General features: G+C 71.5%; 16 protein-coding genes and 2 pseudogenes. 10 read left to right on the top strand and 8 right to left on the bottom strand.

Annotated features, from left to right (window positions below; all coding sequences use genetic code 11):
- Positions 1-23: 23 nt before the first annotated feature.
- From V4Y04_RS32080 to V4Y04_RS32065, 4 genes are all read right to left on the bottom strand, one after another.
- Positions 24-701 (bottom strand): GntR family transcriptional regulator, encoded by a 678-nt coding sequence (locus V4Y04_RS32080; RefSeq protein WP_332431850.1) that lies wholly within the window; start codon positions 699-701, stop codon positions 24-26.
- Between the two features lie 197 nt (positions 702-898).
- Entirely contained in the window at positions 899-1846 is a 948-nt protein-coding gene (locus V4Y04_RS32075) for a beta-ketoacyl-ACP synthase III (protein ID WP_332431849.1), read from the bottom strand.
- A gap of 191 nt (positions 1847-2037) precedes the next feature.
- A complete protein-coding gene (locus tag V4Y04_RS32070; protein ID WP_332431848.1) occupies positions 2038-2193 on the bottom strand; it encodes an MFS transporter small subunit in 156 nt (51 codons plus the stop codon).
- Positions 2162-2842 (bottom strand): MFS transporter, encoded by a 681-nt coding sequence (locus V4Y04_RS32065; protein WP_332431847.1) that lies wholly within the window; start codon positions 2840-2842, stop codon positions 2162-2164. Before V4Y04_RS32065 ends, V4Y04_RS32070 begins: the two co-directional genes overlap by 32 nt.
- A 310-nt stretch (positions 2843-3152) precedes the next feature.
- Between V4Y04_RS32065 and V4Y04_RS32060 the strand changes: the two genes are divergently transcribed.
- The 6 genes and pseudogenes from V4Y04_RS32060 to V4Y04_RS32035 all read left to right on the top strand — a co-directional run bounded on the left by V4Y04_RS32060 (position 3153) and on the right by V4Y04_RS32035 (position 11279).
- A complete protein-coding gene (locus V4Y04_RS32060) occupies positions 3153-4124 on the top strand; it encodes a 2-dehydropantoate 2-reductase (protein ID WP_332431846.1) in 972 nt (323 codons plus the stop codon).
- Positions 4121-6046, top strand: a pseudogene (locus tag V4Y04_RS32055) (molybdopterin oxidoreductase family protein); the annotation flags it as partial. The gene V4Y04_RS32060 and the pseudogene V4Y04_RS32055, both read left to right, overlap by 4 nt.
- Before the next feature lie 77 nt (positions 6047-6123).
- Positions 6124-8001: an NAD(P)H-dependent oxidoreductase subunit E gene (locus tag V4Y04_RS32050; RefSeq protein ID WP_332433070.1), complete on the top strand. Its 1878-nt coding sequence runs from the start codon at positions 6124-6126 to the stop codon at positions 7999-8001.
- Positions 7998-8858 carry a 2Fe-2S iron-sulfur cluster-binding protein gene (locus V4Y04_RS32045; RefSeq protein ID WP_332431845.1) on the top strand — a complete coding sequence of 287 codons (861 nt, stop codon included), beginning with the start codon at positions 7998-8000 and terminating at the stop codon, positions 8856-8858. The genes V4Y04_RS32050 and V4Y04_RS32045 overlap by 4 nt, the downstream gene beginning before the upstream one ends.
- A 26-nt stretch (positions 8859-8884) precedes the next feature.
- A complete protein-coding gene (gene fdhD / locus V4Y04_RS32040) occupies positions 8885-9733 on the top strand; it encodes a formate dehydrogenase accessory sulfurtransferase FdhD (protein ID WP_332431844.1) in 849 nt (282 codons plus the stop codon).
- A 334-nt stretch (positions 9734-10067) separates the two neighbouring features.
- Positions 10068-11279: a DUF4185 domain-containing protein gene (locus tag V4Y04_RS32035; RefSeq protein ID WP_332433069.1), complete on the top strand. Its 1212-nt coding sequence runs from the start codon at positions 10068-10070 to the stop codon at positions 11277-11279.
- On the opposite strand, the gene V4Y04_RS32030 is transcribed toward V4Y04_RS32035, so the two are convergent.
- Complete coding sequence (locus V4Y04_RS32030) at positions 11215-12288, bottom strand: bile acid:sodium symporter family protein (RefSeq protein ID WP_332433068.1); 1074 nt, start codon at positions 12286-12288, stop codon at positions 11215-11217. The genes V4Y04_RS32035 and V4Y04_RS32030 overlap by 65 nt on opposite strands.
- A 230-nt stretch (positions 12289-12518) precedes the next feature.
- Between V4Y04_RS32030 and V4Y04_RS32025 the strand changes: the two genes are divergently transcribed.
- The 3 genes and pseudogenes from V4Y04_RS32025 (at position 12519) to V4Y04_RS32015 (ending at position 15354) form a co-directional block, all read left to right on the top strand.
- Entirely contained in the window at positions 12519-13397 is an 879-nt protein-coding gene (locus V4Y04_RS32025) for a LysR family transcriptional regulator (RefSeq protein WP_332433067.1), read from the top strand.
- Positions 13398-13429: 32 nt separating this feature from the next.
- A pseudogene (locus V4Y04_RS32020) lies at positions 13430-14389 on the top strand (AMP-dependent synthetase/ligase); the annotation flags it as partial.
- Between the two features lie 143 nt (positions 14390-14532).
- Positions 14533-15354, top strand: a complete 822-nt coding sequence (locus V4Y04_RS32015) for an aldo/keto reductase (protein ID WP_332433066.1) — start codon at positions 14533-14535, stop codon at positions 15352-15354.
- Positions 15355-15466: 112 nt separating this feature from the next.
- Here the strand turns inward: V4Y04_RS32015 and V4Y04_RS32010 are convergent, their stop codons facing one another.
- From V4Y04_RS32010 to V4Y04_RS32000, 3 genes are all read right to left on the bottom strand, one after another.
- On the bottom strand, positions 15467-16168 hold the full coding sequence (locus V4Y04_RS32010; protein ID WP_332431843.1) for an SDR family oxidoreductase: 702 nt from the start codon (positions 16166-16168) through the stop codon (positions 15467-15469).
- Between the two features lie 123 nt (positions 16169-16291).
- Entirely contained in the window at positions 16292-17215 is a 924-nt protein-coding gene (locus V4Y04_RS32005) for a class I SAM-dependent methyltransferase (protein WP_332431842.1), read from the bottom strand.
- Positions 17216-17431: 216 nt separating this feature from the next.
- Positions 17432-19153, bottom strand: a complete 1722-nt coding sequence (locus V4Y04_RS32000) for a glycoside hydrolase family 6 protein (protein ID WP_332431841.1) — start codon at positions 19151-19153, stop codon at positions 17432-17434.
- Positions 19154-19737: 584 nt separating this feature from the next.
- Here V4Y04_RS32000 and V4Y04_RS31995 point away from each other — a divergent pair.
- Entirely contained in the window at positions 19738-22656 is a 2919-nt protein-coding gene (locus tag V4Y04_RS31995; protein WP_332431840.1) for a glycoside hydrolase family 48 protein, read from the top strand.
- The last annotated feature ends 50 nt before the right edge of the window (positions 22657-22706 follow it).

Below are 22706 nucleotides of genomic sequence, written 5' to 3'. Positions count from 1 at the left end.
GCCGCTTCCCCGGGTACCCGCCGTCAGGACTTCGCCTGTTCGAGGTACGAGCGCCGGGTGTGCTCGGTGTGTTCGCGCATGAGCCGCTCGGCCAGCCGCTCGTCCCGGTTCACGATCGCGGTGATGAGATCGCGGTGCTCGGCCCAGGACTTCCCGCCACGCTGCCGGGCGACAGGCGTGTGGTACCAGCGCACACGGCGGCCGACCTGGGCGGCGAGTTCGGCGAGGACGGCGTTGCCGGCCAGTTCCATGATCTTGGCGTGGAAGCGGGCGTTGAGGGCGACGGCCTCGTCCACGTCGTCGGAGGCGACGGCCCGCAGACCCAGCGCCACGATCTCGTCCAGGGCCTCGATGCCCGCGCTGTCGGCGTTGAGCGCGGCGAGCCTGGCGGCCTCGGCCTCCAGCAGCGTGCGGACGGTGAGGAGCTGGTCGGCCTCCGCCTCCGTCGGCTCGTGCACGAACGCGCCCTGGGCGGGGCGCAGATCGACCCACCCCTCGGTGTTCAGCCGCTGGAGCGCCTCGCGCACGGGCTGCCGGGAGACGCCGAGGTGGCCGGCGAGTTCACTCTCGACCAGATGCTGGCCGGGCCTCAGAGCGCGGGTGGTGATGAGCTCGAGCAGTGCCTCGTAGACACGGTCGCGCAGCGGGCCCGGGCGTTCGAGCTTGGGCACCGCCCCCTGGGGCAGTCCGGTCGACAGCATCGCGGTCCCCCTCCTCGGCAGCCCCCGCCCGGCCGCACGGCCGGTCGTACGGCACCGCCAGTAGTGATTGTCTTTCGTCTACAGTCTACGGCGCGCAGATGCCAGGGAGAGGGAGAGTCGACCGCGTCACACCCGTACGAGGGATTCCGCCCGAGGCGTTGTCAGGGTACGAGCGGCTGCCGGAACACGAGGGGCCGTCAGGGGCAGCGGACGACCTGCCCCGCGTACGAGAGGTTTCCGCCGAAGCCGAACAGCAGGACCGGGTCGCCGGACGACACCTCGCCCCGCTCGACGAGCTTGGAGAAGGCGAGCGGGATGCTCGCGGCCGAGGTGTTTCCCGAGTCGACGACGTCCCGGGCGACGACCGCGTTGACCGCGCCGATCTTGAGCGCGAGGGGCTCGATGATCCGCAGGTTGGCCTGGTGCAGTACGACCGCGGCGAGGTCCTCCGGCGCGAACCCCGCCTTCTCGCAGGCCTGGCGGGCGATGGCCGGCAGCCGCGTGGTCGCCCAGCGGTACACGCTCTGGCCCTCCTGCGCGAACCGCGGCGGCGTCCCTTCGATCCGCACCGCGTTGCCCATCTCCGGCACCGAGCCCCACAGCACGGGCCCGATCCCGGGCTCCTCGGGGGTCTCGGTCGCCTCGACGACCGCGGCGCCCGCCCCGTCGCCGAGGAGTACGCAGGTGGTGCGGTCGGTCCAGTCGGCGACCTCGGACATCTTGTCGGCGCCGATCACCAGCGCGCGGCGCGCGGATCCGGCCCGTACCGCGTGGTCGGCGGTGGCGAGCGCGTGGGTGAACCCGGCGCACACCACGTTGACGTCCATCGCGGCGGGGCCGGGAATGCCGAGGCGTGCCGCGACCCTGGCCGCCATGTTGGGCGAACGGTCGATCGCGGTGGAGGTGGCGACCAGCACCAGGTCGATGTCGGCGGGAGTGCGGCCGGCCGCCGCCAGCGCCTTGGCCGCGGCGTGCGCGGCCAGTTCGTCGACGGGCTCCTCCGGGCCCGCGATGTGACGGGTGCGGATGCCGACCCGGCTCGTGATCCACTCGTCGCTGGTGTCGACCATGCCCGCCAGATCCTCGTTGGTGAGCACCCGGGCGGGCTGGTAGTGGCCGACGGCGGCGATGCGCGAGCCGATCATGGATGGGTCCCCCTCGTGTGGCGGTTGCGGGATTCACCAGTCTGATCAGTGACCCGCGGGTACGCCGACAGGTGATACGACAGGATTCGAGGGCCGGGCTTGTCGGCTTCGGTCAGGCCCGCGGACGCCGGGAGGCGCTCTTCGGCGCGTCCCGCGGGTGCGCCCGGACGTGCACGCCCGGGGGCCGGCCGTCATCCGGTGAACAGTTGGGTCGCCTTCCTCACGAGTTCGTACAGGCCGTAGGCGAGGGGGACGCCCACCCACAGCCAGGCGAAGACGATCAGCCCGCGGCGGCCGGGGCCCGCCGCGGCCGCGTCAGGCGGACTCGTGCTGCTCTCGCCGCTCATCGGCGGTCTCCTTCGTCTCGTCGGGCTTCGTCTCGTCGGGGCGGGACACGTGGTGCCGGGGGTGCACGGGACGGACGAGTTCGTTGGCGACGAAGCCGACCACCAGCAGCCCGATCATGATCATGAAGGACAGTCCGTACAGCGACGAGCCGTGCCGGCCCGCCTCCTCCTGCCGGTCGGCGACCCAGTTCACGATGAGCGGACCGAGCACACCGGCCGTGGACCACGCGGTGAGCAGCCGCCCGTGGACGGCGCCGACCTGATAGGTGCCGAAGAGGTCCTTCAGATAGGCCGGAGCGGTCGCGAAACCGCCTCCGTAGCCGAAGACGATCAGCCAGTACTGCTCGGTGGCCGCGCCGAGGGCGGAGAGCAGGAAGCCGGAGGAGAAGCAGATCAGGGCGACGGTCATCGCCCAGCGCGGCCCCTTGCCTTCCACGAGGGTGCCGCCGAAGGCGGCGGACAGGCCGAGCATCACGATGCCGAGCTGGAACGGCAGCGCGCTCTGGGTGCCGCTGAGGCCGAGCGCGGACTCGAGCGGCGGCTTGAACACGCTCCACGCGTAGGCCTGGCCGATGGAGAGGTGGACTGAGAGAGCGGCGGGCGGTACGAGCCAGCGACTCCAGCCCGGGGGCGCGACGGGGGGACTCATGAAACCCGGACGGTAGGGAGATCATGAGGCATTGAACAACCCCATCGGTCGACCGTATGCGGTGAACGGTCTGCGGTCTGCGGTCTGCGGTCTGCGGTCTGCGGCGAACGGTCGGACCGACCGGTTTCTTCAACAGTCGACCGATCGGGGCAGCGGGGGCCGGGTGACGGGCCGCGCGCAGCAGACCGTACGCGGACCCTTGCTGCACTCTCTTCCATACTGTAGACAATATTTCGTCGACATGATGCGGAATCCGATCCGTCGGCAGCCACCTCCGCGGTACTCCCTCGACCGAACGGAGCGTTCCCCAGTGAAAGTGGCAGTTCTCGACGCCGGGGCCATCGGCGCCTACGTCGGCGCCGCGCTCCATCGCGCGGGTGCCGATGTGCACCTCGTCGCCCGTGGACCGCATCTGGCGGCCATGAGGCAGTACGGCGTGTGGGTGCTCAGCCCGCGCGGCGACTTCACCGCCCGCCCCCACGCGACCGACGACCCGGCCGAGGTCGGCCCGGTCGACTACGTCTTCCTCGGCCTCAAGGCCAACGCCTACGCGGCGTGCGGGCCGCTGATCGCACCCCTGTTGCACGGCACCACGGCGGTCGTGGCCGCCCAGAACGGCATCCCCTGGTGGTACTTCCACCGGCACGGCGGCCCTCACGACGGTCACCGTCTCGAGAGTGTGGACCCCGGTGGCGCGGTCGGTGCGGTGCTCGCGCCCGAGCGGGCGATCGGCTGTGTCGTCTACGCGGCCACCGAGCTCGAAGGGCCGGGCCTGGTACGGCACTTGGAAGGGACCCGGTTCTCGGTCGGGGAGCCCGACCGCAGTGTCTCCGCGCGCTGTCTCGCGTTCAGCGGGGCGATGGTGGACGGCGGGCTGAAGTGTCCGGTGGAGCCGGAACTGCGCGGCGACATCTGGGTCAAGCTGCTCGGCAACATCTCCTTCAACCCGATCAGTGCCCTCGCCCGCGCGACCATGCGGCAGATGTGTCTGCACGGCGGCACCCGCAGGGTCATCGAGATCATGATGCACGAGACGCTCTCGGTCGCCCGTGCCCTGGGCTGTGAGGTCGGCGTGTCCGTGGAGCGCCGGCTGGCCGGTGCCGAGCGGGTCGGCGACCACCGCACGTCCACGCTTCAGGATCTGGAGCGTGGCAGACCGCTCGAGCTCGACGTGCTGCTCGCCGCCGTCGTCGAGCTGGCGGAGATCACCGGCGTGGAGGTGCCCACTTTGCGCACCGTGCACGCCCTCTCGGACCTGCTCGCGCTGAGGAGCGCCGCATGAGGAGCACCAGGAAACGCGACCGGAGCCCGAAGACCTATACCCGGCTCACCCATCCGCTGGTCCGTGACGCGCGGGACGAGCCGTTCCGGCGGGCGACCTGGGAGGAGGCCCTGGACCGGGCCGCCCGGGGACTCGGGGCCGCACGCGGCGCGTTCGGGATGTTCTCCTGTGCCCGCGCGACGAACGAGATGAACTACGTGGCCCAGAAGTTCGCCCGGGTCGTCATGGGCACCCACAACGTCGACTCCTGCAACCGTACCTGTCACGCCCCGTCCGTGGCCGGGCTGTCGGCCGCCTTCGGCTCCGGCGGAGGGACGTCGTCGTACGAGGAGATCGAGCACACGGACCTCATCGTGATGTGGGGTTCCAACGCCCGCTTCGCGCACCCCATTTTCTTCCAGCACGTGCTGAAGGGCATTCACAACGGCGCCCGGATGTACGCGGTCGATCCGCGGCGGACGTCGACCGCCGAGTGGGCGGAGAGCTGGCTCGGGCTGAACGTCGGCACGGACATCCCGATGGCGCACGCGATCGGCCGCGAGATCATCCACGCCGGTCTGGTCAACGAGGCGTTCGTCCGGCGGGCGACCACCGGCTTCGAGGAGTACCGGGAGCTCGTCGAACCGTGGACGCTGTCCCTCGCCGAGAAGGTGACGGGTGTTCCGGCCGCTGCCATAAGGGAGTTGGCGCATGCCTATGCCCGGGCCGAGCGCGCCCAACTGTGCTGGACCCTCGGTATCACCGAGCACCACAACGGCACCGACAATGTCCGCGCCCTGGTCAACCTGTCCCTGCTCACCGGCCAGGTCGGCCGCTACGGTGCCGGCCTGCAGCCGCTGCGCGGCCAGAACAACGTGCAGGGCGGCGGCGACATGGGGGCGATCCCCAACCGGCTGCCCGGGTTCCAGGACATCCTCGACCCGGCGGTCCGGCTGAAGTTCGAGTCCGCCTGGGACATCGTCCTCCAGCCGCGTCACGGGATGACCCTGACGGAGATGTTCGAGGCGATGGAGGACGGTTCGCTGCGGGCCGTCTACTGCATCGGTGAGAACCCGGCGCAGTCCGAGGCGGACAGCGCCCAGGCGGTACGACGGCTGAGCGGGCTGGACTTCCTGGTGGTGCAGGACATCTTCCTGACGAAGACCGCCGAACTCGCGGACGTGGTGCTGCCGGCGACCGCCGGGTGGGCGGAGACCGAGGGCACCACCACCAACAGCGAACGCCGGGTGCAGCGTGTCCGCAGGGCGCTCACCCCGCCCGGCGAGGCCCGCGAGGACATCGACATCCTGTGCGATCTCGCCGCCCGCCTCGGTCACGGCTGGAAGTACGCGGACGCCGAGGCCGTCTGGAACGAGCTCCGGTCGCTCTCCCCCGACCACCACGGCATGACCTACGGGCGGCTGGAGGAGCACCAGGGCATCCAGTGGCCGTGCCCGAGCACCGAGTCCCTCGAACCGCCTTATCTGCACGGCAGGTTGTGGGAACCGGACGCGCGGCGGCGGGGCAGGCCCGCACCGTTCGGGATCGTGCGGCACGATCCACCGGTCGACCTCACCGATGAGGAGTTCCCGATCCGGCTCACCACGGGACGACGGCTCGACTCCTACAACACCGGCGTCCAGAGCGGTGGTTACTCATCGCCGCTGCGGCGTGGCGAGTCCGTCGAGCTGTGTCCCGAGGACGCGGAGCACTACGGGGTGGTGGTCGGCGAGGAGGTGCGGGTGACCTCCCGGCGCGGATCGGTTCTCGCGCCGGTGTGGGTGGACACCGCGCTGCGGCCGGGCCTGGCGTTCATGACGTTCCACTTTCCCGACGAGGTGGACACCAACAAGCTGACGATCGAGGCGAACTGCCCGATCGCGGGGACGGCGGAGTTCAAGGCGTCGGCGATCCGGATCGAGAGGCTTCCGGCTCCCGGCCACGCGAACCGTCCAAGCCATCCGGCCCATCCGGCCCATCCGACCTATGGGCCCCATGGGCCCCAGGTGAGGTGACGCAAGTGGACCTGCGCTTCGGTGACAGCAGACCGACGGACGAGGAGCGGGCGGCGGTCGACGCGCTGCTCGGCCCTCCCGAGTCCTCGTGGGAGGGCGCCGACCGTACCGACGCCGATCTGAGGTGGGCCCGGGGCGGGCGGGAGGCCCGGGACCGCCGCGACCTGCTGCTGCCGGGGCTGCACGCGGTCAACGACCGGGTGGGCTGGATCAGCGAGGGCGCCCTGGACTACCTGTGCCGGCGGCTGACGGTGCCGCCGTCGGAGGCGTACGGGGTCGCCACGTTCTACGCGATGTTCTCGGTCCGCCCGCGCCCCGCGACGGTGCTGCACGTGTGCACCGACCTGGCGTGCGCGGCGGCCGGGGCCGGCGCCCTGTGCGCCGGGATCGCATCGCGGCTCGGGACCACGCCCGGGACCGACGGCACCGACCGCACCGGCGGGATCGGCGGCACCGGCGGGATGAGTGGGGTGAGCGTGGAGCGCAGCCCCTGTCTGGGCCTGTGCGAGCGCGCTCCGGCGGCACTGGCGATCAGGGCCGGGGACCCGGTGCGTACGGCGGTCTGCGCGCCGGCGACGGTGGAGTCCGCGGTGCTCGCGGCGACCGCGCCCGACGCGGCGCCCGAGGAGCCGCCCGCGGCGATGGCCGTGCCCCAGGCGGGGGACCCCACGCTGACGCTGCTGCGCCGGGTCGGGGTGGCCGACCCGCAGTCGCTGGACGACTACCGCGCCCACGGCGGTTACACGGCCCTGCGCCGGGCCTTCGCGCTGGGCCCGGCCGGGGTGATCCGGGAAGTCACCGACTCGGGTCTGGTCGGGCGGGGCGGTGCCGCCTTCCCGACCGGCCGCAAGTGGCAGGCCACGGCGTCCCAGCCGGACCGGCCGCACCATCTCGTCTGCAACGCCGACGAGTCCGAGCCCGGGACCTTCAAGGACCGGGTGATCATGGAGGGTGACCCGTACGCGCTGGTGGAGGCGATGACGATCGCCGCGTACGCGACCGGTGCTCACAGGGGACACCTCTATCTGCGCGGCGAGTACCCGCGGGCGCTGCACCGTATGCGGTATGCGATCGACCGGGCGCGGGCGCGCGGTCTGCTCGGCGACGACATCCTCGGCCAGGGCTTCGCCTTCGACATCGAGATCCGGCGCGGCGCGGGCGCGTACATCTGCGGCGAGGAGACCGCGCTGTTCAGCTCCATCGAGGGGTACCGGGGCGAGCCCCGCTCCAAGCCGCCCTTCCCGGTGGAGAAGGGCCTGTTCGGCAAGCCGACGGTGGAGAACAACGTCGAGACGCTCGTCAACGTTCTGCCCGTCCTGACGATGGGCGCCCCGGCGTACGCGGCGATCGGTACCGAACGGTCCACCGGTCCCAAGCTGTTCTGCGTCTCCGGCAGCGTCGGGCGGCCCGGCGTCTACGAGGTGCCGTTCGGCGCGACGCTGGGCGAGTTGCTGGAGCTGGCCGGCGTACGGGACGGGCTGCGGGCGGTGCTGCTCGGCGGGGCGGCCGGCGGTTTCGTCCGCGCCGACGAACTGGACATCCCGCTCACCTTCGAAGGGACCCGTCGGGCGGGCACGACGCTCGGCTCGGGGGTCGTCATGGCCTTCGACGACACCGTCCCGCTGCCCCGGCTGCTGCTGCGCATCGCCCGGTTCTTCCGGGACGAGTCGTGCGGGCAGTGCGTGCCGTGCCGGGTGGGGACCGTGCGCCAGGAGGAGGCGCTCGCCCGGATCGTGGAGCGCACCGGGGCCGACGCCGCCGGTGACATCGCCCTGCTGCGCGAGGTGGGCAGCGCGATGCGGGACGCCTCGATCTGCGGTCTGGGCCAGACCGCGTGGAACGCCGTGGAATCCGCCATCGACCGTCTGGGGGCCTACGAATGACCGTGACACCGCTGGGGATTCCCCGCCGCCTGCTGGAGTTCACCCTCGACGGCGAGCCGGTCCGGGCGCCCGAGGGGGCGACGGTCCTGGACGCCTGCCGGGCGGCCGGGAAGGACGTGCCGACCCTGTGCGAGGGCGACACCCTGGCACCGAAGAACGCGTGCCGCGTGTGCGTGGTGGAGGTCGAGGGGGCTCGCACCCTGGTCCCGGCCTGCTCGCGCGAGGCGGAGCCGGGCATGGAGGTGCGCACCGGCACCGAGCGGGTCCGGCACAGCCGCAAGATGGTCCTGGAACTGCTCGCGTCCTCCGTCGACCTGTCGACGACCCCGCGGGCCGCCGAGTGGATCAAGGAGTACGAGGCGAAGCCGGACCGTTTCGGCCCGGACGCGGCCCGCCTCGACGAGGAGCCGAGGGTCGACAACGACCTGTACGTGCGCGACTACGGCAAGTGCATCCTCTGCTACAAGTGCGTGGACGCCTGTGGCGACCAGTGGCAGAACTCCTTCGCGATCTCGGTCGCGGGCCGCGGTTTCGACGCCCGCATCGCGGTCGAGCACGACGGTCCGCTGACCGAATCGGCGTGCGTGTACTGCGGGAACTGCGTCGAGGTGTGCCCGACGGGCGCGCTGTCGTTCAAGTCGGAGTTCGACATGCGGGCGGCGGGTACCTGGGACGAGTCGGCGCAGACGGAGACGACGACGGTGTGCGCGTACTGCGGTGTGGGCTGCAACCTCACCCTGCACGTGCAGGACAATGAGATCGTGAAGGTCACCTCGCCGCACGACAATCCGGTGACCCACGGCAACCTGTGCATCAAGGGCCGCTTCGGCTATCAGCACGTACAGAACCGGGCCTGACCGGGGACCGACCAGGGACTGGGGACATGGGACGAGTCACAGAACGACGCAGGGTGGTCCGCATCCGGGACGGGGTGGTGTCCAGCCGCCCGGACACGCTCGTCGCCGAGGAGCCCCTGGAGATCCGGCTGAACGGGAAGCCGCTGGCGATCACGATGCGCACCCCGGGTGACGACTTCGCGCTGGCCGTCGGCTTCCTGGTGAGCGAGGGGGTCCTGGCGACGGCGTCCGATCTGCGGAACGTCGTGTACTGCGCGGGCGCGCGGGCGGACGGGGTGAACACGTACAACGTGGTCGACGTGCAGACCGCCCCCGGTGTACGGATCCCGGACATCACGCTCGAGCGGAACGTGTACACGACCTCGTCCTGCGGCCTGTGCGGCAAGGCGAGTCTGGACGCGGTGCGCACCACGACCCGCCATCCCATCGCCGACAGCCCGCCGCTGCGCGTCGGTCCGGAGCTGCTGGCGAGCCTGCCCGACCGGCTGCGCGCCTCCCAGCGGGTCTTCGACCGGACGGGCGGCCTGCACGCGGCGGCCCTGTTCGACGAGGCCGGGGAGCTGCTGGACGTCCGGGAGGACGTGGGCCGGCACAACGCGGTCGACAAGCTGGTCGGCCGCGCCCTGCAGGGCGGGGACCTGCCGCTGTCCCGGACCGTCCTGATGGTCTCCGGCCGTGCCTCCTTCGAGCTGGCGCAGAAGGCGGTCATGGCGGGCGTCCCCGTGCTCGCGGCCGTCTCGGCGCCGTCCTCGCTGGCCGTGGACCTGGCGGCGGAGACGGGTCTGACGCTGGTCGGGTTCCTGCGGGGCAGCTCCATGAACGTGTACGCGGGTGAGGACCGCGTAGTCCTGAGGGCGGCGGCCTCCCAGGGCTGACCGGTCCCCGCGGCACGGCGGCGGGGTCCCTGCCGGCGGGGAGCGCCCCCTGCGCCGCGGGGGCCCCGCCTCGAACCCACGGGCCACCGCGCCCTGGTGCACGCGTCGGCGTCGGGACGGCAGGGCGGCAGGGCGGCAGGACGGCAGGACGGCAGGGCGGCAGGGCGGCAGGCGCCATGGACCCGGACCACTCCTGCCACTAACGTCCCGGAGCGTGCCCGACGACGCAGCGCCAGCACGCGCAGGAACACGCACGGAGACCCCGACACAGCCACCGTCACCGCCACGGACACCACCGCGGCGGCCACAACGGGGAGCAGACCCCTGGGCCGGCCTGGCCCTGGCCCTGTTCCTGGCCCTGGCCCTGGCCCTGGGGACCGTGCTGGTCCTCGGCCTCCCGGACCGCGACGACGGGCGGCAGGACGGCGGTGGTGCCTGCACTCCGCGCACCGTCGCATCCTGGGCCGAGGACGACGCCCTCACCTCCGAGTTCGCCCGCTACGGCGACGACGGCGCCCGCATCGACGACTGGACGGGCGGCGACGGAACGCACTCGGTGCGGCTGCCCGACGGCCGGCTGCTGTGGCTGTTCTCCGACACGTTTCTGGGCCGCGTGCACAGCCCGCCCAACCCGGTCGGCGAGTCGTACGCCTGGCGGGACATGACCGCGCCGATGGTGCGCAACTCGGCCGTCCTGATGCGCGACGGCCGGCTGGAGTCGACGCTTTCCGCCCCGCTCTTCCCCGATCCCGCCCCGGACCAGTGGCGCTGGCCGGTCGGTGCCCGGGTCGAGCCCCGCACCCCAGGTTCCACGGAGCAGGTCGTCCGCGTCCTGCTGTGGGTGCGTACGGCGGGGCGGTCCCCGTGGATCTACGGGGTGCCCACCGCCACCGAGGTCGCCACGCTCTCCCTGCCCGGCCTGCGCCTGGAGTCGGTGGAGACGGTGCTCGACCAGCGGGAGGTGCCCGATCCGTCCCGGCGGGTGCTGTTCGGCACGACCCTGGTCGAGGAGGACGGCTGGACGTACGTCTTCGGCGGCGACGACGGCCGGGCCGTGGCCCGCGAGGCCTCGCGGGCGTATGTGGCGCGGGTCCCGGAGGGCGGGCTCGCAGACCCGGCCGCCTGGGAGTACTGGGACGGCACGGCATGGCAGACCCGCGCCCGCCCGCACCCGGTGCTCGGGGACGGGCAGCACACCGGTGTGGGCAGCGCCTTCTCGGTGGTACGGGAGGGCGGGACGTATGTGCTGTTCACGATGGCCACGGGCGTCAAGGGGCTGACCACGGTGACGTCGTACTGGTCCTGCTCCCCCGCCGGGCCGTGGCACGGCCCGGCGAAGGAGTTCGGCCCCGCGCTGCCGCACGGCGGGACCGGCGCGTACAACCCGCAGACGCACCCGGAGCTGAGCGGTGACGGACGGCTGGTGCTCAGCTACGACGTGAACCTGCTCGAGCCGCCCGGCGCCGGCGCCGCCGCGATGCTCAGCCGGAACGTGTCCCTGTACCGGCCCCGGTTCGTGACGATCCGGCTGGGACCGGGACGGTGACCTCCCCGGCAACCGCCGGGGAGGCGGCCTCGGGCGGGCCGGCGAGGTCACGCGAGCGGCGTTTGGCGATCACCGCGCACACCATGAGCTGCGTCTGGTGGAACAGCATCAGCGGCAGCACGGCCAGCGAGGCCTGCGCACCGAACAGCACGCTCGCCATGGGCAGTCCGGCGGCCAGGGACTTCTTCGAACCGGCGAACTGGATCGCGATCCGGTCCGCCCGGCCGAACTTCAGCGCCTTGGCCCCGTACCAGGTCAGCAGCAGCATCGCGGCAAGGAGGACGGCCTCCACGGCGAGCAGTCCGCCGAGCCGGGCCGGGCTCACCTGGTGCCAGATGCCCTCGACCATGCCCTGGCTGAACGCGGTGTAGACGACGAGCAGGATCGAGCCCCGGTCGACGAGCCCGAGCACCTTGCGGTGGCGAAGGACGAACTCCCCCACCCAGCGGCGCAGCACCTGCCCGGCGACGAACGGCACCAGCAGTTGCAGCACGATCTTCGTCACCGAGCCGGCGGAGAACCCGCCGGCGCCCAGGCTCCCGTCGCTGCCCCCGCCCCCGCCGAGCAGCGCCGCCGCCAGCAGCGGGGTCGCCACGATGCCGGCCAGTGAGGAGAAGGAGCCGGCGCAGATCGCGGCGAGCACGTTGCCGCGGGCGAGGGAGGTGAAGGCGATCGACGACTGGATGGTGGACGGGACGAGGGTGAGGAAGAGCAGGCCCTGATAGAGGGGCTCGCTCAGAATCCCGGCCGGGACGAAGCCGCGGGCGGCCAGGCCGAGCAGCGGGAAGACGACGAAGGTACAGGCCAGGACGGTGCCGTGAAGCCGCCAGTGCCTCAGTCCGTCCAGTGCCTCACGGGTGGAGAGGCGGGCTCCGTAGAGGAAGAAGAGGAGGGCGATGGCCGCGGTGGAGGCACCGGAGGCGATGTCGGCGCCGGTGCCTCGCGCCGGGAGCAGCGCGGCCAGGCCCACCGTCCCGAGCAGGAGCAGGATGTACGGGTCGACCGGCATCCGGCTCGGCCAGTGCGGGCGTTTCACGGTGTTTCACTTGCTCCACTCACTCGGGAACGCACTCCGGCGCGCGCTCGGGTCCACTGGGTTCCGCCGGGACGCCCCCGTACGGGCACGCGGAGCCCCTCCCCATCCTGCTCCCTCCCTCCGTGATCGGGAATCCCGTATACCGCTCTCACTGTCATCACGTATCGCGATAGCCGCGTTAGTCTGCCGGGATGGCGGACGCGATGTACGACCCGACGCAGCTGCGGACCTTCCTGTCCGTGGCGCGGACGCTGTCCTTCACGCGGGCGGCGCGCCGTCTCGGGCTGCGGCAGTCGACGGTCAGCCAGCATGTGCGGCGGCTGGAGGACGCCACCGGGCGGCAGCTGTTCACCCGGGACACGCACTCGGTGGAGCTCACCGGGGACGGCGAGGCGATGCTGGGCTTCGCGCGGCGGATCCTGGACGTGCACGAGCAGGCGGCGCAGTTCTTCACCGGCACCCGGCTGCGCGGCCGGGTGCGGTTCGGCGCGTCGGAGGACTTCGTCCTGACCCGGCTGCCGGAGATCCTGGAGCGGTTCTGCCACGAGCACCCAGAGGTCGATCTGGAGCTGACGGTCGAGCTGTCGGGCACGCTGCACGAGAAGCTGGCCGCGGGCGAGCTGGACCTGGTGCTCGCGAAGCGGTGGCCGAAGGACCCACGGGGCGATCTGGTGTGGCACGACGAGCTGGTGTGGATCGGTGCGCAGGGGCTGCGTCTCGATCCCGGCCGTCCGGTGCCGCTGATCGCCTACCCGCCGCCGGGCATCACCCGCGAGCTCGCGCTGCGGGCGCTGGAGCGGCAGGGCCGTGAGTGGCGGATCGTCTGCACCAGCGGCAGCCTCAACGGCCTGATCGCGGCGGCCCGCGCCGGGCTCGGCGTGATGGTGCACGCGCACGGGATGATCCCGCCGGGGCTGGTGCGGATGCCGGACCGGGCGGGGCTGCCGGAGCCGGGCCGGGTCGACTTCGTGGTGGCGCACGGCCGGCGGCACCCCTCCGCGCAGGGCGCGGCGCACGCGCTGGCGGCGGCGGTCCTGTCGGGTGGCGACCGCCTGCACCGCACCGGCGGCCGGGCCCGCTGACCGGGACCCGCCGACCGGGGTACCGCCCGGGATCCGGCCGGCGCAAGGCGGAGCGGGAGGGCCGCTCGGGGCCGTTCGAGCGGGCCGTCGAGGTGGCCGTCAGGTACGCGGACGCCGTCGAGGCGAAAGCCTGGGGCATCGGGCCCGGCCCCTCGGCGTCCCTGCGGATGCGGCATCAGCTGTTCGACAAACTGGTCTACGCGAAGATCCGCGACGCGATGGGCGGGAGGATCCGGCACGCCATGTCGGGCGGTTCGGCGATGGACCGCCGGCTCGGGCTGTTCTTCGCGGGCGCGGGCGTACATGTCTACGAGGGGTACGGGCTGACCGAGTCGACGGCGGCCGCCACCGCCAACCCGCCCGAGCGGACCCGGTACGGCACGGTCGGCCGGCCCATTCCGGGGGTGAGCGTGCGTCTCGGGGACGACGGCGAGATCTGGCTCAACGGCGGCACCGTCTTCCAGGGCTGTCTCAACCATCCCAGGGCCACCGGCGAGACCCTGCGCGACGGCTGGCCGGCCACCGGCGACCTGGGTTCCCTGGACGAGGACGGCTATCTCACCATCACCGGGCGCACGAAGGAGATCCTGGTGACCTCGGGCGGCAAGAGCGTCTCGCCGGGGCTGCTGGAGCAGCGGGTGCGGGACCATCCGCTGGTGAACCAGTGCATCGTCGTCGGCAACGACCGCCCGTACGTCGCCGCCCTGGTCACCCTGGACACGGAGGTGGTCGAGCACTGGCTGTCGATGCGCGGCGAGCCGGGCCTGTCATCGGCCGAACTGGTGCGGGACGCGGCGCTGGAGGCGGAGGTGCGGCGGGCGGTGGTGACGGCCAACACCCTGCTCTCGCAGGCGGAGTCGATCCGGACCTTCCGGATTCTGGCGCAGCCGTTCACCGAGGAGCACGGGCTGCTCACGCCGTCGCTGAAGCTGAAGCGCAGGGCGATCGAGAAAGCCTACGAGGAAGAGGTCGAGGCGCTGTACCGCACGTGAGGTAGCGCCGCACGGTGGTGCTCCGCGCCCCGGAAGTGCGCTCACGGCACACGAATTGTGCCGTCAGGAATGCATCACGGACGATGATCGTTGACCATGGGAGTTCCACCGGACCCCGACCGAAGGATCGAGAGCTCGTGAGCATGGTCCCCCCGATCACCCTGAACAACGGCGTCGCGATGCCCCAACTGGGTTTCGGCGTCTGGCAGGTACCGGACGCCGAAGCCGAGACGGCCGTCGCGGCGGCGCTGGAGGCGGGCTATCGCAGCATCGACACCGCTGCGGCGTACGGCAACGAGGAGGGCACCGGCAGGGCCGTCGCCGCCTCGGGCGTTCCCCGCGAGGACCTCTTCGTCACCACCAAGCTCTGGAACGACGCCCAGGGGTACGACGCCACCCTGCGCGGTTTCGACGCCTCCCTGTCCAAGCTCGGCCTGGACTACGTGGACCTGTACCTCATCCACTGGCCGACACCGGCCCGCGACCGCTATGTCGACACGTACCGGGCGTTCGAGAAGCTGTACGCCGAGGGCCGGGTCCGTGCCATCGGCGTGTCCAACTTCCTGCCCGAGTACCTGGAGCGCCTGCTCGAGGAGACGTCGGTCGTACCGGCCGTCAACCAGATCGAGCTGCACCCGCATCTCCAGCAGTCCGCCGCGCGGGAGTACCACGCGGAGCGGGGCATCGCCACGGAGGCATGGTCGCCACTCGGTCAGGGCAAGGACCTGCTGGAAGTCCCGGCGATCGTGGCCATCGCCCGCAAGCACGGGCGTACCGCGGCGCAGGTCGTGCTGCGCTGGCACCTCCAGCTCGGCAACATCGTCATCCCCAAGTCGGTGACGCCGTCGCGGATCAAGGAGAACATCGACGTGTTCGGCTTCAGCCTGGACGCGGAGGACCTCGCGGCGATCAGCGCCCTCGACGAGGACCGCCGTCTGGGCCCGGACCCGGCGACGGTGAACTGACCTCCGCACCCGCCCGGGCCTTTCGGGCCACGGACACGGCGGCGGCCTTCCCCCTCCCGAGGGGGAAGGCCGCCGCCCCCCCCTGTCCGGCCGTTTGACCGGGCGGGGCTCGTCAGTTGGGCTGGCCCACGGGACGGACGACCACGGTGTTGACGTCCACTCCGGTCGGCTGCCGCATCGCCCACACGATCGACTCCGCGATCTGGTCGGCGGTGAGCAGATGGCCGGGCGGGAGGCTGCCGTAGGAGTCCCAGAAAGGGGTCTCCACGCGGCCGGGCGCGACGAGGGTGACCCCGACGCCCCACTCGGTGACCTCCCGCCGGGCATTCTCGGCGAGCCCGGTCACCGCCCACTTCGTCGCACCGTAGAGGTTTCCCGGCGTCGGCACGAACCCGGCGACGCTACCGACCAGGACGATCCGTCCGCGGGTCTCCTTCAGGGCGTCGATGGAGGCCCTGATCAGCAGGGCGGGGCCGAGAACGTTGGTCAGCACCATCTCGGTCCACCCGGCGGGGTCGCCCTCGGCGACCGAATCGTGGGTGGCGAAACCGGCGTTGGCGACGACTGTGTCCAGTCGACCGAATGCCTTCAGCGCGGTGTCGACCGCCGACCACACGTCGTCGTACTCGGCCGCGTTCCCGGGGATCGTCACCAGCCCTTCCGGCTCCCCCAGCTCCTTCGCGAAGCCGCGCAGCCGCTCCTCGCCGCGGCCCGTGACGGCCACCCGCTCCCCCGCGTCCAGCAGCCGCCGGGCCACTGCGGCGCCGATGCCACTGCCCCCGCCGGTGATGAGCGTGACCGGTGAGTCGGTCATGGATCCCCCTGTGTGTCGTCGAGTAGCGGGGAGTACATCACTTGGAGAGCGCTTCAAGTCAAGCTCGCGCCGCCGGACCGGGCTCTCGAGACCTGGTCACCCGGGCCGGACGGACGGCACGGGTCAGACCGGGCGGACGGCCGTGTGGACCGTGTGGGCCGCCAGGAAGAAGACGTCGGGGCGGTGGTGCAGGCTCGCCTCGTCGGCCGGGTCCAGGAGACGGTCGAGGGTGGCGCGGTCGTCGGTGTCCAGTTCCCCGGCGAGTCTGTCGCGGGTGCGGGTGAGGGTCGCGACGACGTGGGCACGGACGCGGTCGCCGGCCGGGGCGGGGAGGTCGAGGAGGAAGGTGCGGGAGCGGCTGTGGTGCAGTCCGGCCGCGGCCAGCAGGGCGGGCCAGTCCTCGGTGTGCGCGACGGAGCCCGGCAGTTCGGTGCGCATGCGGGTGAACCGGTCGGCCTCCACGGCGTCGATGCGGGCCTGGAGTCCCGGCCTGCCGATGCCGATGTCACGCGGCAGGTACCGGGCGGGCAGGCCGCCCTCCATGACGGCCAGCGTGCCGCCGGGCGCGAGCCGGGCGGCGAAGGCGGCGAGTGCGGCGCGCTGGTCGCCCAGGTGATGGACGCCGCGGCCGGCCCACAACAGGTCGGCCGGGTACTCCAGTTCGTCGAGCACACCGGGAAGTTCACCGGCGAGGGTGCCGAAGCGGTCGCCGGCGCCGTAGCGAGCGGCGCGCTCCGCCGCCCGTTCGAGCAGCGGGGCGGAGCCGTCGGCGGCCACGATGCGGGCGCCCTCGAAGACCTCGGCGAACAGGCACGAGATGACGCCCGGCCCGCTGCCCGCGTCCACGATCAGTCCCGGCTCCGTCACCTCCTTCGCGAGCCAGCCGAGGGCCCGTTCGTACAGGGGCGTGAACAGTTCGGCCTCCGATTCGAGCAGGGAGGCCCTCTTCGCCCAGCCGGTCCCGGTGTCCGTGGTGCGGTGGCCGTGGTGGTGGCCGTGCCGCTCGCCGTGCCGGTGCTCGCCGTGGGGGTGGTCGTGGTACGCCATGGGGGTCAGCCTCTCCGCTGGGATGCGGACAGGGTGGGCCGACGCACCGGAGAGAGGCCAGTATTGTTGCCGCTCCGGCAAAGCGGTTTCCCGAAATCGCCCGTACGGGCGTGAGGGATCCGCCGGGGAACGGGCGCGCGGCCCGGCCCCCGGCGGACCGGGGTCCATCGGTGGAACGGAGTCAGCCGGAGGTCGGCCGGCCGGTCGGACCGCCGGTCAGGGCAGCGTCGGGTACGCGTTTCGCATGAGCTGCTGGAACTGGGCCGAGAACCAGTGACCGGAGACCGGGGCGTCCGGCAGGGCGCCGGTGAGGTTGTTCCCGTTGCGCGGGGTGCCCGTGTAGGTCGGGTCGCACATCCGGTCGAAGCCCTTGCCCTCGTCGTTCGGGATGGCCTTGCTGGCCCCGTCGGACTCGCCCGGGGGCTTCATCCACACGTAGGCGTCGATACCGGTCTCCGGTGCCGCCTTCGGGCGTTCGCCGAGTCCGGCGCCCGACTGGTTGCACCAGTTGCCGATGTGGATGCGGCGGTCGTAGCGTCCACCGTCGATGTAGGTGTCGACGCTGGTCGTCGCGCCCGGTCCGGCGGGCCGGGCGGTGCCTCCCCAGCCGTTGCGGGAGGTGTCGATCAGCATGCCGATGTTCGTGCCGAAGCCGGTCGAGACGAGTTCGTTGCGGAAGGCCTGGGCGAAGCCCAGTTCGTCGACGTACCGGTTCCAGTCGACCCACTTGGACTCGCGGGCCGACTTGCCGGCCACGGAGTCGTTGATGGTGAAGTTGTTCTCTTTCAGCGCGCTGTAGTTGGCGGTGTTGGTGATGAAGCCGTGGACGTCGGAGGGGGTCGCGCCCTCGGCGGTGGCCGCGTCGTGGAACACGTCCGCGGAGGCGCCGAAGTTGTCGTCCCAGCCGATCCAGCCGTGGTGGCCGGCGTCGACGTAGTTGTACACGTTCCCCACGTCGCCGAGCTTGTTCAGGGCGTAGCCGACGCCCTTGACGTAGTTGCCGTTGGCCTTCATCACGTCGCACTGCGGCGTCGCGGTGGCCCGGCTGCCGGTGTTGGTGACGAGGTTGGGCAGGGAGTCGATCTCGACGGTGGTGACGATCCGCAGTGAGGCGTACTTCGCGTCGGCGAGGATCGCGGCGATCGGGTCGATGTACTCGGTCTTGTAGCGGCCGATCTCCGTCGGGCCGAGTTCGCCGTTGGAGGCGAGGGCGGCACAGTCACGGCCGGGCAGGTTGTAGATGACCAGCTGGATGACGAGTTCGCCGGAGCCCTTCTGCGCGAGTGCCGCGTCGAGGTGGTCGCGCAGGCCCATGCCGCCGTTCACGCCGTTGATGGCGGCGATGCGGTCCAGCCAGACGCCGGTGGGCTGGCCGGCGATGCGGTTGCCGCCCGGCTCGGCGGCGGCCTTCGCGGACCACTCGGGGTTCACGTACACTTTGGCGCCGCTGTACGGGTTGTTGACCCGGTCGCCGGGGCCGGTCGGATCGGTCGGGTCCGTGGGGTCGGTCGGGCCGCCGCCGTCGACGTTGCACGTGACACCGTCGAGGGTGAAGGTGGCGGGAATCGCGTTGCTTCCGCTGTAGGTGCCCTGGAAGCCGAAGCTGGCCGAACCACCGGTCGCCAGCGTGCCGTTGTAGGACTCGTTGGCGGCGGTGACGTTGCTGCCGGACTGGGTGACCTTGGCGTTCCAGCCGCTGGTGACCCGCTGGTTGCCGGCGTAGGACCACTTCACCGCCCACGACGACTTGGCGGCACCGAGGTTGGTGACGGTCACGGCTGCGGTGAAGCCGGTGTCCCACTGGTTCTGCACCTGGTAGACGACGGTGCAGGGGACGGCGGCGGCGCCGACGTCGCCGGGGACGGCGGCGTAGGCCGTCCCGGCGGCACCGGCGACCAGCGCCATGGCAGCGAGGAGCGCGGTTCTCGTGCGACTCATGAGTGCGGGTTTCCTATCCGTTGGGGGTGTCCGAAGAGGGCTGTCCGTCGGGGCGCGCGTGGCTCGCGCGCCCCGGTGCCGTACGGCGTGGGGGTGCCTCGGGGCTCAGGATCAGGACGGGGTCCGGTCCGCGGTCCGGGATGTTCGGGGGCCGGACCGGCCATGAGGGGTCCCACGGGAGTGCGCTGTCCCCGCGTCGGGGGTACGGGTGGTGCCGTCGAGCCGGGACACCGCGGATCCGGTGCCGGCGTCCCTCGGGGAGGCCGTGGCGGAGTGCTCCACCGCGTACGGCTGGAGCAGGGCTGAAAGTACTGAACGCGGGGGGTGCCGCATGAGCGACTCCTTGCAGTTCGGACGCGCCGTGCCGGACGCGTCGACTGATGGAACCGCTCCCACTGGTGCTCATGAAGCTAGCGCCAAGTGACGGCAAAGAACAGGGGAGTCGCTGACTTTCACTCAACTCGGACCATCGAATCTTTTCGACTCTCCACAAGGCTTGACCGCTCCTGACCCCGTCCCCACTATGGGAGCGCTCCCACTGGTTCAAGCCTTGACCTCTCCGAGTCGCAGGAGGAACCAGCACCATGCGCCCCCCACACAGAGGACGCCGTGGCGTCCGGCGACTGTGGACCGCCGCGGCGGCCGCTCTCGCGCTTCCGCTGACGATGCTCTCGTCAGGATCGACTCCCGCTCAGGCAGCGGCCGTTCAGTGCAGCGTGGACTACCGCACCAATGACTGGGGTTCCGGTTTCACCGCGGATCTGACCCTCACCAACCGCGGCACGGACAGCATCGACGGCTGGACGCTGACCTACGGCTACGCAGGCAACCAGCAGCTCGCGAACGGCTGGAACGGCAGCTGGTCCCAGTCCGGCAGGACCGTGACCGTGAAGAACGCCGCGTACAACGCGCGGATCGCGGCCGGCGACGCCGTCACCACCGGCGCGCAGTTCTCCTACAGCGGCAGCAACTTGGCGCCCTCGTCCTTCGCCATCAACGGCACCCCCTGCACCGGGGCCCACCAGCCGCCGATCGCCGTACTGACCAGCCCGGCGGCCGGCGCCGTCTACACACGGGGGGAGCCGGTCCCGCTCGCGGCGACCGCGGCGGCGGCCGACAACGCCACTATCAGCAAGGTGGAGTTCTACGACGACACCGAACTGCTGGGCACGGACACGAGCGCGCCCTTCACTCTTTCCGTCGCTGGATTGACCGTGGGCAGTCATTCGCTGACGGCGAAGGCGTACGACAGTCTGGGCGCCTCCGCGAACTCGACCCCGGTCGGCATCACCGTCGCCTCCGGCCCGGCCGTGGTGGCGACACCGTCCCAACTGGGCGTGCGACAGGGCGAGTCGGGCACGTATGAGGTGAAACTGTCGACTCGGCCGAGCGCCGACACCACGGTCGCGACGACCCGCGCGAGCGGCAACTCCGGTCTGTCGGTGAGCGCGGGCGCCTCACTCACCTTCACGCCGTCGAACTGGGACACCGCGCAGAGGGTCACGGTCGCCGCCGACTCCTCGGGCACCGGCTCGGCGGTCTTCGAGTCGTCGGCCCCGGGCCACGGCAAGGCGGCGGTCACGGTGACGCAGCTGGGTGCGACGAAGGCGTACGACGCGCGCTTCCTGGAGCTGTACGGGAAGATCACCGATCCGGCGAACGGCTACTTCTCGCCCGAGGGCATCCCGTACCACTCGGTGGAGACGCTGATCGTCGAGGCGCCTGACCACGGCCACGAGACCACCTCGGAGGCGTACAGCTATCTGCTGTGGCTGCAGGCCATGTACGGCAAGGTGACCGGTGACTGGTCGAAGTTCAACGGGGCCTGGGACATCATGGAGCGGTACATGATCCCGACCCACGCCGACCAGCCGACCAACTCCTTCTACAACGCCTCGAAACCGGCGACGTACGCGCCCGAGCTCGACACCCCCGCGCAGTACCCGGCGCCGCTGGACACCGGCGTCTCCGTCGGCCCGGACCCGATCGCCGCCGAGCTGAGGTCCACGTACGGCACGGACGACGTCTACGGTATGCACTGGCTCCAGGACGTGGACAACACCTACGGCTACGGCAACGAGCCCGGCAAGTGCGAGGCGGGTCCGACGGCGACCGGGCCCTCGTACATCAACACCTTCCAGCGCGGCTCGCAGGAGTCGGTGTGGGAAACGGTGCCGCAGCCCACCTGCGACGCCTTCAAGTACGGCGGCACGAACGGCTATCTGGACCTGTTCACCCAGGACGCCTCCTACGCGAAGCAGTGGAAGTTCACCAACGCCCCGGACGCCGACGCGCGCGCGGTGCAGGCCGCCTACTGGGCGGACCTGTGGGCGAAGGACCAGGGCAACGGCGGCGACATCTCCGCGACCGTCGCCAAGGCCGCCAAAATGGGCGACTACCTGCGCTACTCCATGTACGACAAGTACTTCAAGAAGGTCGGGAACTGCACCAGCCCGTCCTCCTGCCCGGCCGGCAGCGGCAAGGACGCCTCGCACTACCTGATGTCCTGGTACTACGCCTGGGGCGGCGCGACCGACACCTCGGCGGGCTGGGCCTGGCGCATCGGCTCCAGCCACGCACACGGCGGCTACCAGAACCCCCTCGCCGCCTACGCCCTCAGCTCCTACGACGCCCTGAAGCCGAAGTCGGCGACGGGCGCGCAGGACTGGGACAAGTCCCTCGACCGGCAACTGGAGTTCTACCGCTGGCTGCAGTCCGACGAGGGCGCCATCGCGGGCGGCGCCACCAACAGCTGGGCGGGCCGCTACGCGACGCCGCCGGCCGGGACACCGACGTTCTACGGCATGTACTACGACGAGAAGCCGGTCTACCACGACCCGCCGTCCAACCAGTGGTTCGGCTTCCAGGCGTGGTCCATGGAGCGGGTCGCCGAGTACTACCAGCAGAGCGGCGACGCGAACGCCAAGACGGTGCTCGACAAATGGGTCGACTGGGCGCTGTCCGAGACGACGATCAACCCGGACGGCACCTTCCGGGTCCCGTCGACGCTCCAGTGGTCGGGCAGCCCCGCCACCTGGAACCCGTCCTCCCCCGGAGCCAACAGCTCGCTGCACGTCACCGTCGCCGACTACACCAACGACGTCGGTGTGGCCGCCGCCTACGCCAAGACGCTGACGTACTACGCGGACCGCTCGGGCGACACCGAGGCCGCGGACACGGCGAAGGCACTCCTCGACGGCATGTGGGACAACCACCAGGACGACCTCGGCATCGCCGTCCCGGAGACCCGCGCCGACTACCAGCGCTTCGACGACCCCCTCCACGTCCCGAGCGGCTGGACCGGCACCATGCCCAACGGTGACGCGATCAACTCGTCGTCGACGTTCGACTCGATCCGTTCCTTCTACGAGGACGACCCGGCCTGGTCGAAGATCGAGTCCTATCTGGCGGGCGGCGCCGCGCCCACCTTCACGTACCACCGGTTCTGGGCCCAGGCCGACATCGCCCTGGCCATGGGCTCGTACGCGGAGCTCCTCGAATAGCCCCCGCCGGCGCTCCGTGTGCCGGCCCCGGCACCTGACGCCGGGGCCAC

Origin of the sequence: Streptomyces sp. P9-A2, assembly GCF_036634175.1 — a bacterium.
Taxonomy (GTDB): Bacteria; Actinomycetota; Actinomycetes; order Streptomycetales; family Streptomycetaceae; genus Streptomyces; species Streptomyces pratens.
The sequence above is the reverse complement of the archived record's forward strand: the minus strand, read 5'-3'. Positions and strand labels throughout refer to the sequence as shown.

What these genes read in the sequence shown, in the direction of transcription:
- V4Y04_RS32080 (WP_332431850.1), bottom strand. Translation starts at nt 701, where the DNA reads ATGCTGTCGACCGGACTGCCCCAGGGGGCGGTGCCCAAGCTCGAACGC.
- V4Y04_RS32075 (WP_332431849.1), bottom strand. Translation starts at nt 1,846, where the DNA reads ATGATCGGCTCGCGCATCGCCGCCGTCGGCCACTACCAGCCCGCCCGG.
- V4Y04_RS32070 (WP_332431848.1), bottom strand. Translation starts at nt 2,193, where the DNA reads ATGAGCGGCGAGAGCAGCACGAGTCCGCCTGACGCGGCCGCGGCGGGC.
- V4Y04_RS32065 (WP_332431847.1), bottom strand. Translation starts at nt 2,842, where the DNA reads ATGAGTCCCCCCGTCGCGCCCCCGGGCTGGAGTCGCTGGCTCGTACCG.
- V4Y04_RS32045 (WP_332431845.1), top strand. Translation starts at nt 7,998, where the DNA reads ATGACCGTGACACCGCTGGGGATTCCCCGCCGCCTGCTGGAGTTCACC.
- fdhD (WP_332431844.1), top strand. Translation starts at nt 8,885, where the DNA reads ATGGGACGAGTCACAGAACGACGCAGGGTGGTCCGCATCCGGGACGGG.
- V4Y04_RS32030 (WP_332433068.1), bottom strand. Translation starts at nt 12,288, where the DNA reads ATGCCGGTCGACCCGTACATCCTGCTCCTGCTCGGGACGGTGGGCCTG.
- V4Y04_RS32025 (WP_332433067.1), top strand. Translation starts at nt 12,519, where the DNA reads ATGTACGACCCGACGCAGCTGCGGACCTTCCTGTCCGTGGCGCGGACG.
- V4Y04_RS32015 (WP_332433066.1), top strand. Translation starts at nt 14,533, where the DNA reads ATGGTCCCCCCGATCACCCTGAACAACGGCGTCGCGATGCCCCAACTG.
- V4Y04_RS32010 (WP_332431843.1), bottom strand. Translation starts at nt 16,168, where the DNA reads ATGACCGACTCACCGGTCACGCTCATCACCGGCGGGGGCAGTGGCATC.
- V4Y04_RS32005 (WP_332431842.1), bottom strand. Translation starts at nt 17,215, where the DNA reads ATGGCGTACCACGACCACCCCCACGGCGAGCACCGGCACGGCGAGCGG.
- V4Y04_RS32000 (WP_332431841.1), bottom strand. Translation starts at nt 19,153, where the DNA reads ATGAGTCGCACGAGAACCGCGCTCCTCGCTGCCATGGCGCTGGTCGCC.
- V4Y04_RS31995 (WP_332431840.1), top strand. Translation starts at nt 19,738, where the DNA reads ATGCGCCCCCCACACAGAGGACGCCGTGGCGTCCGGCGACTGTGGACC.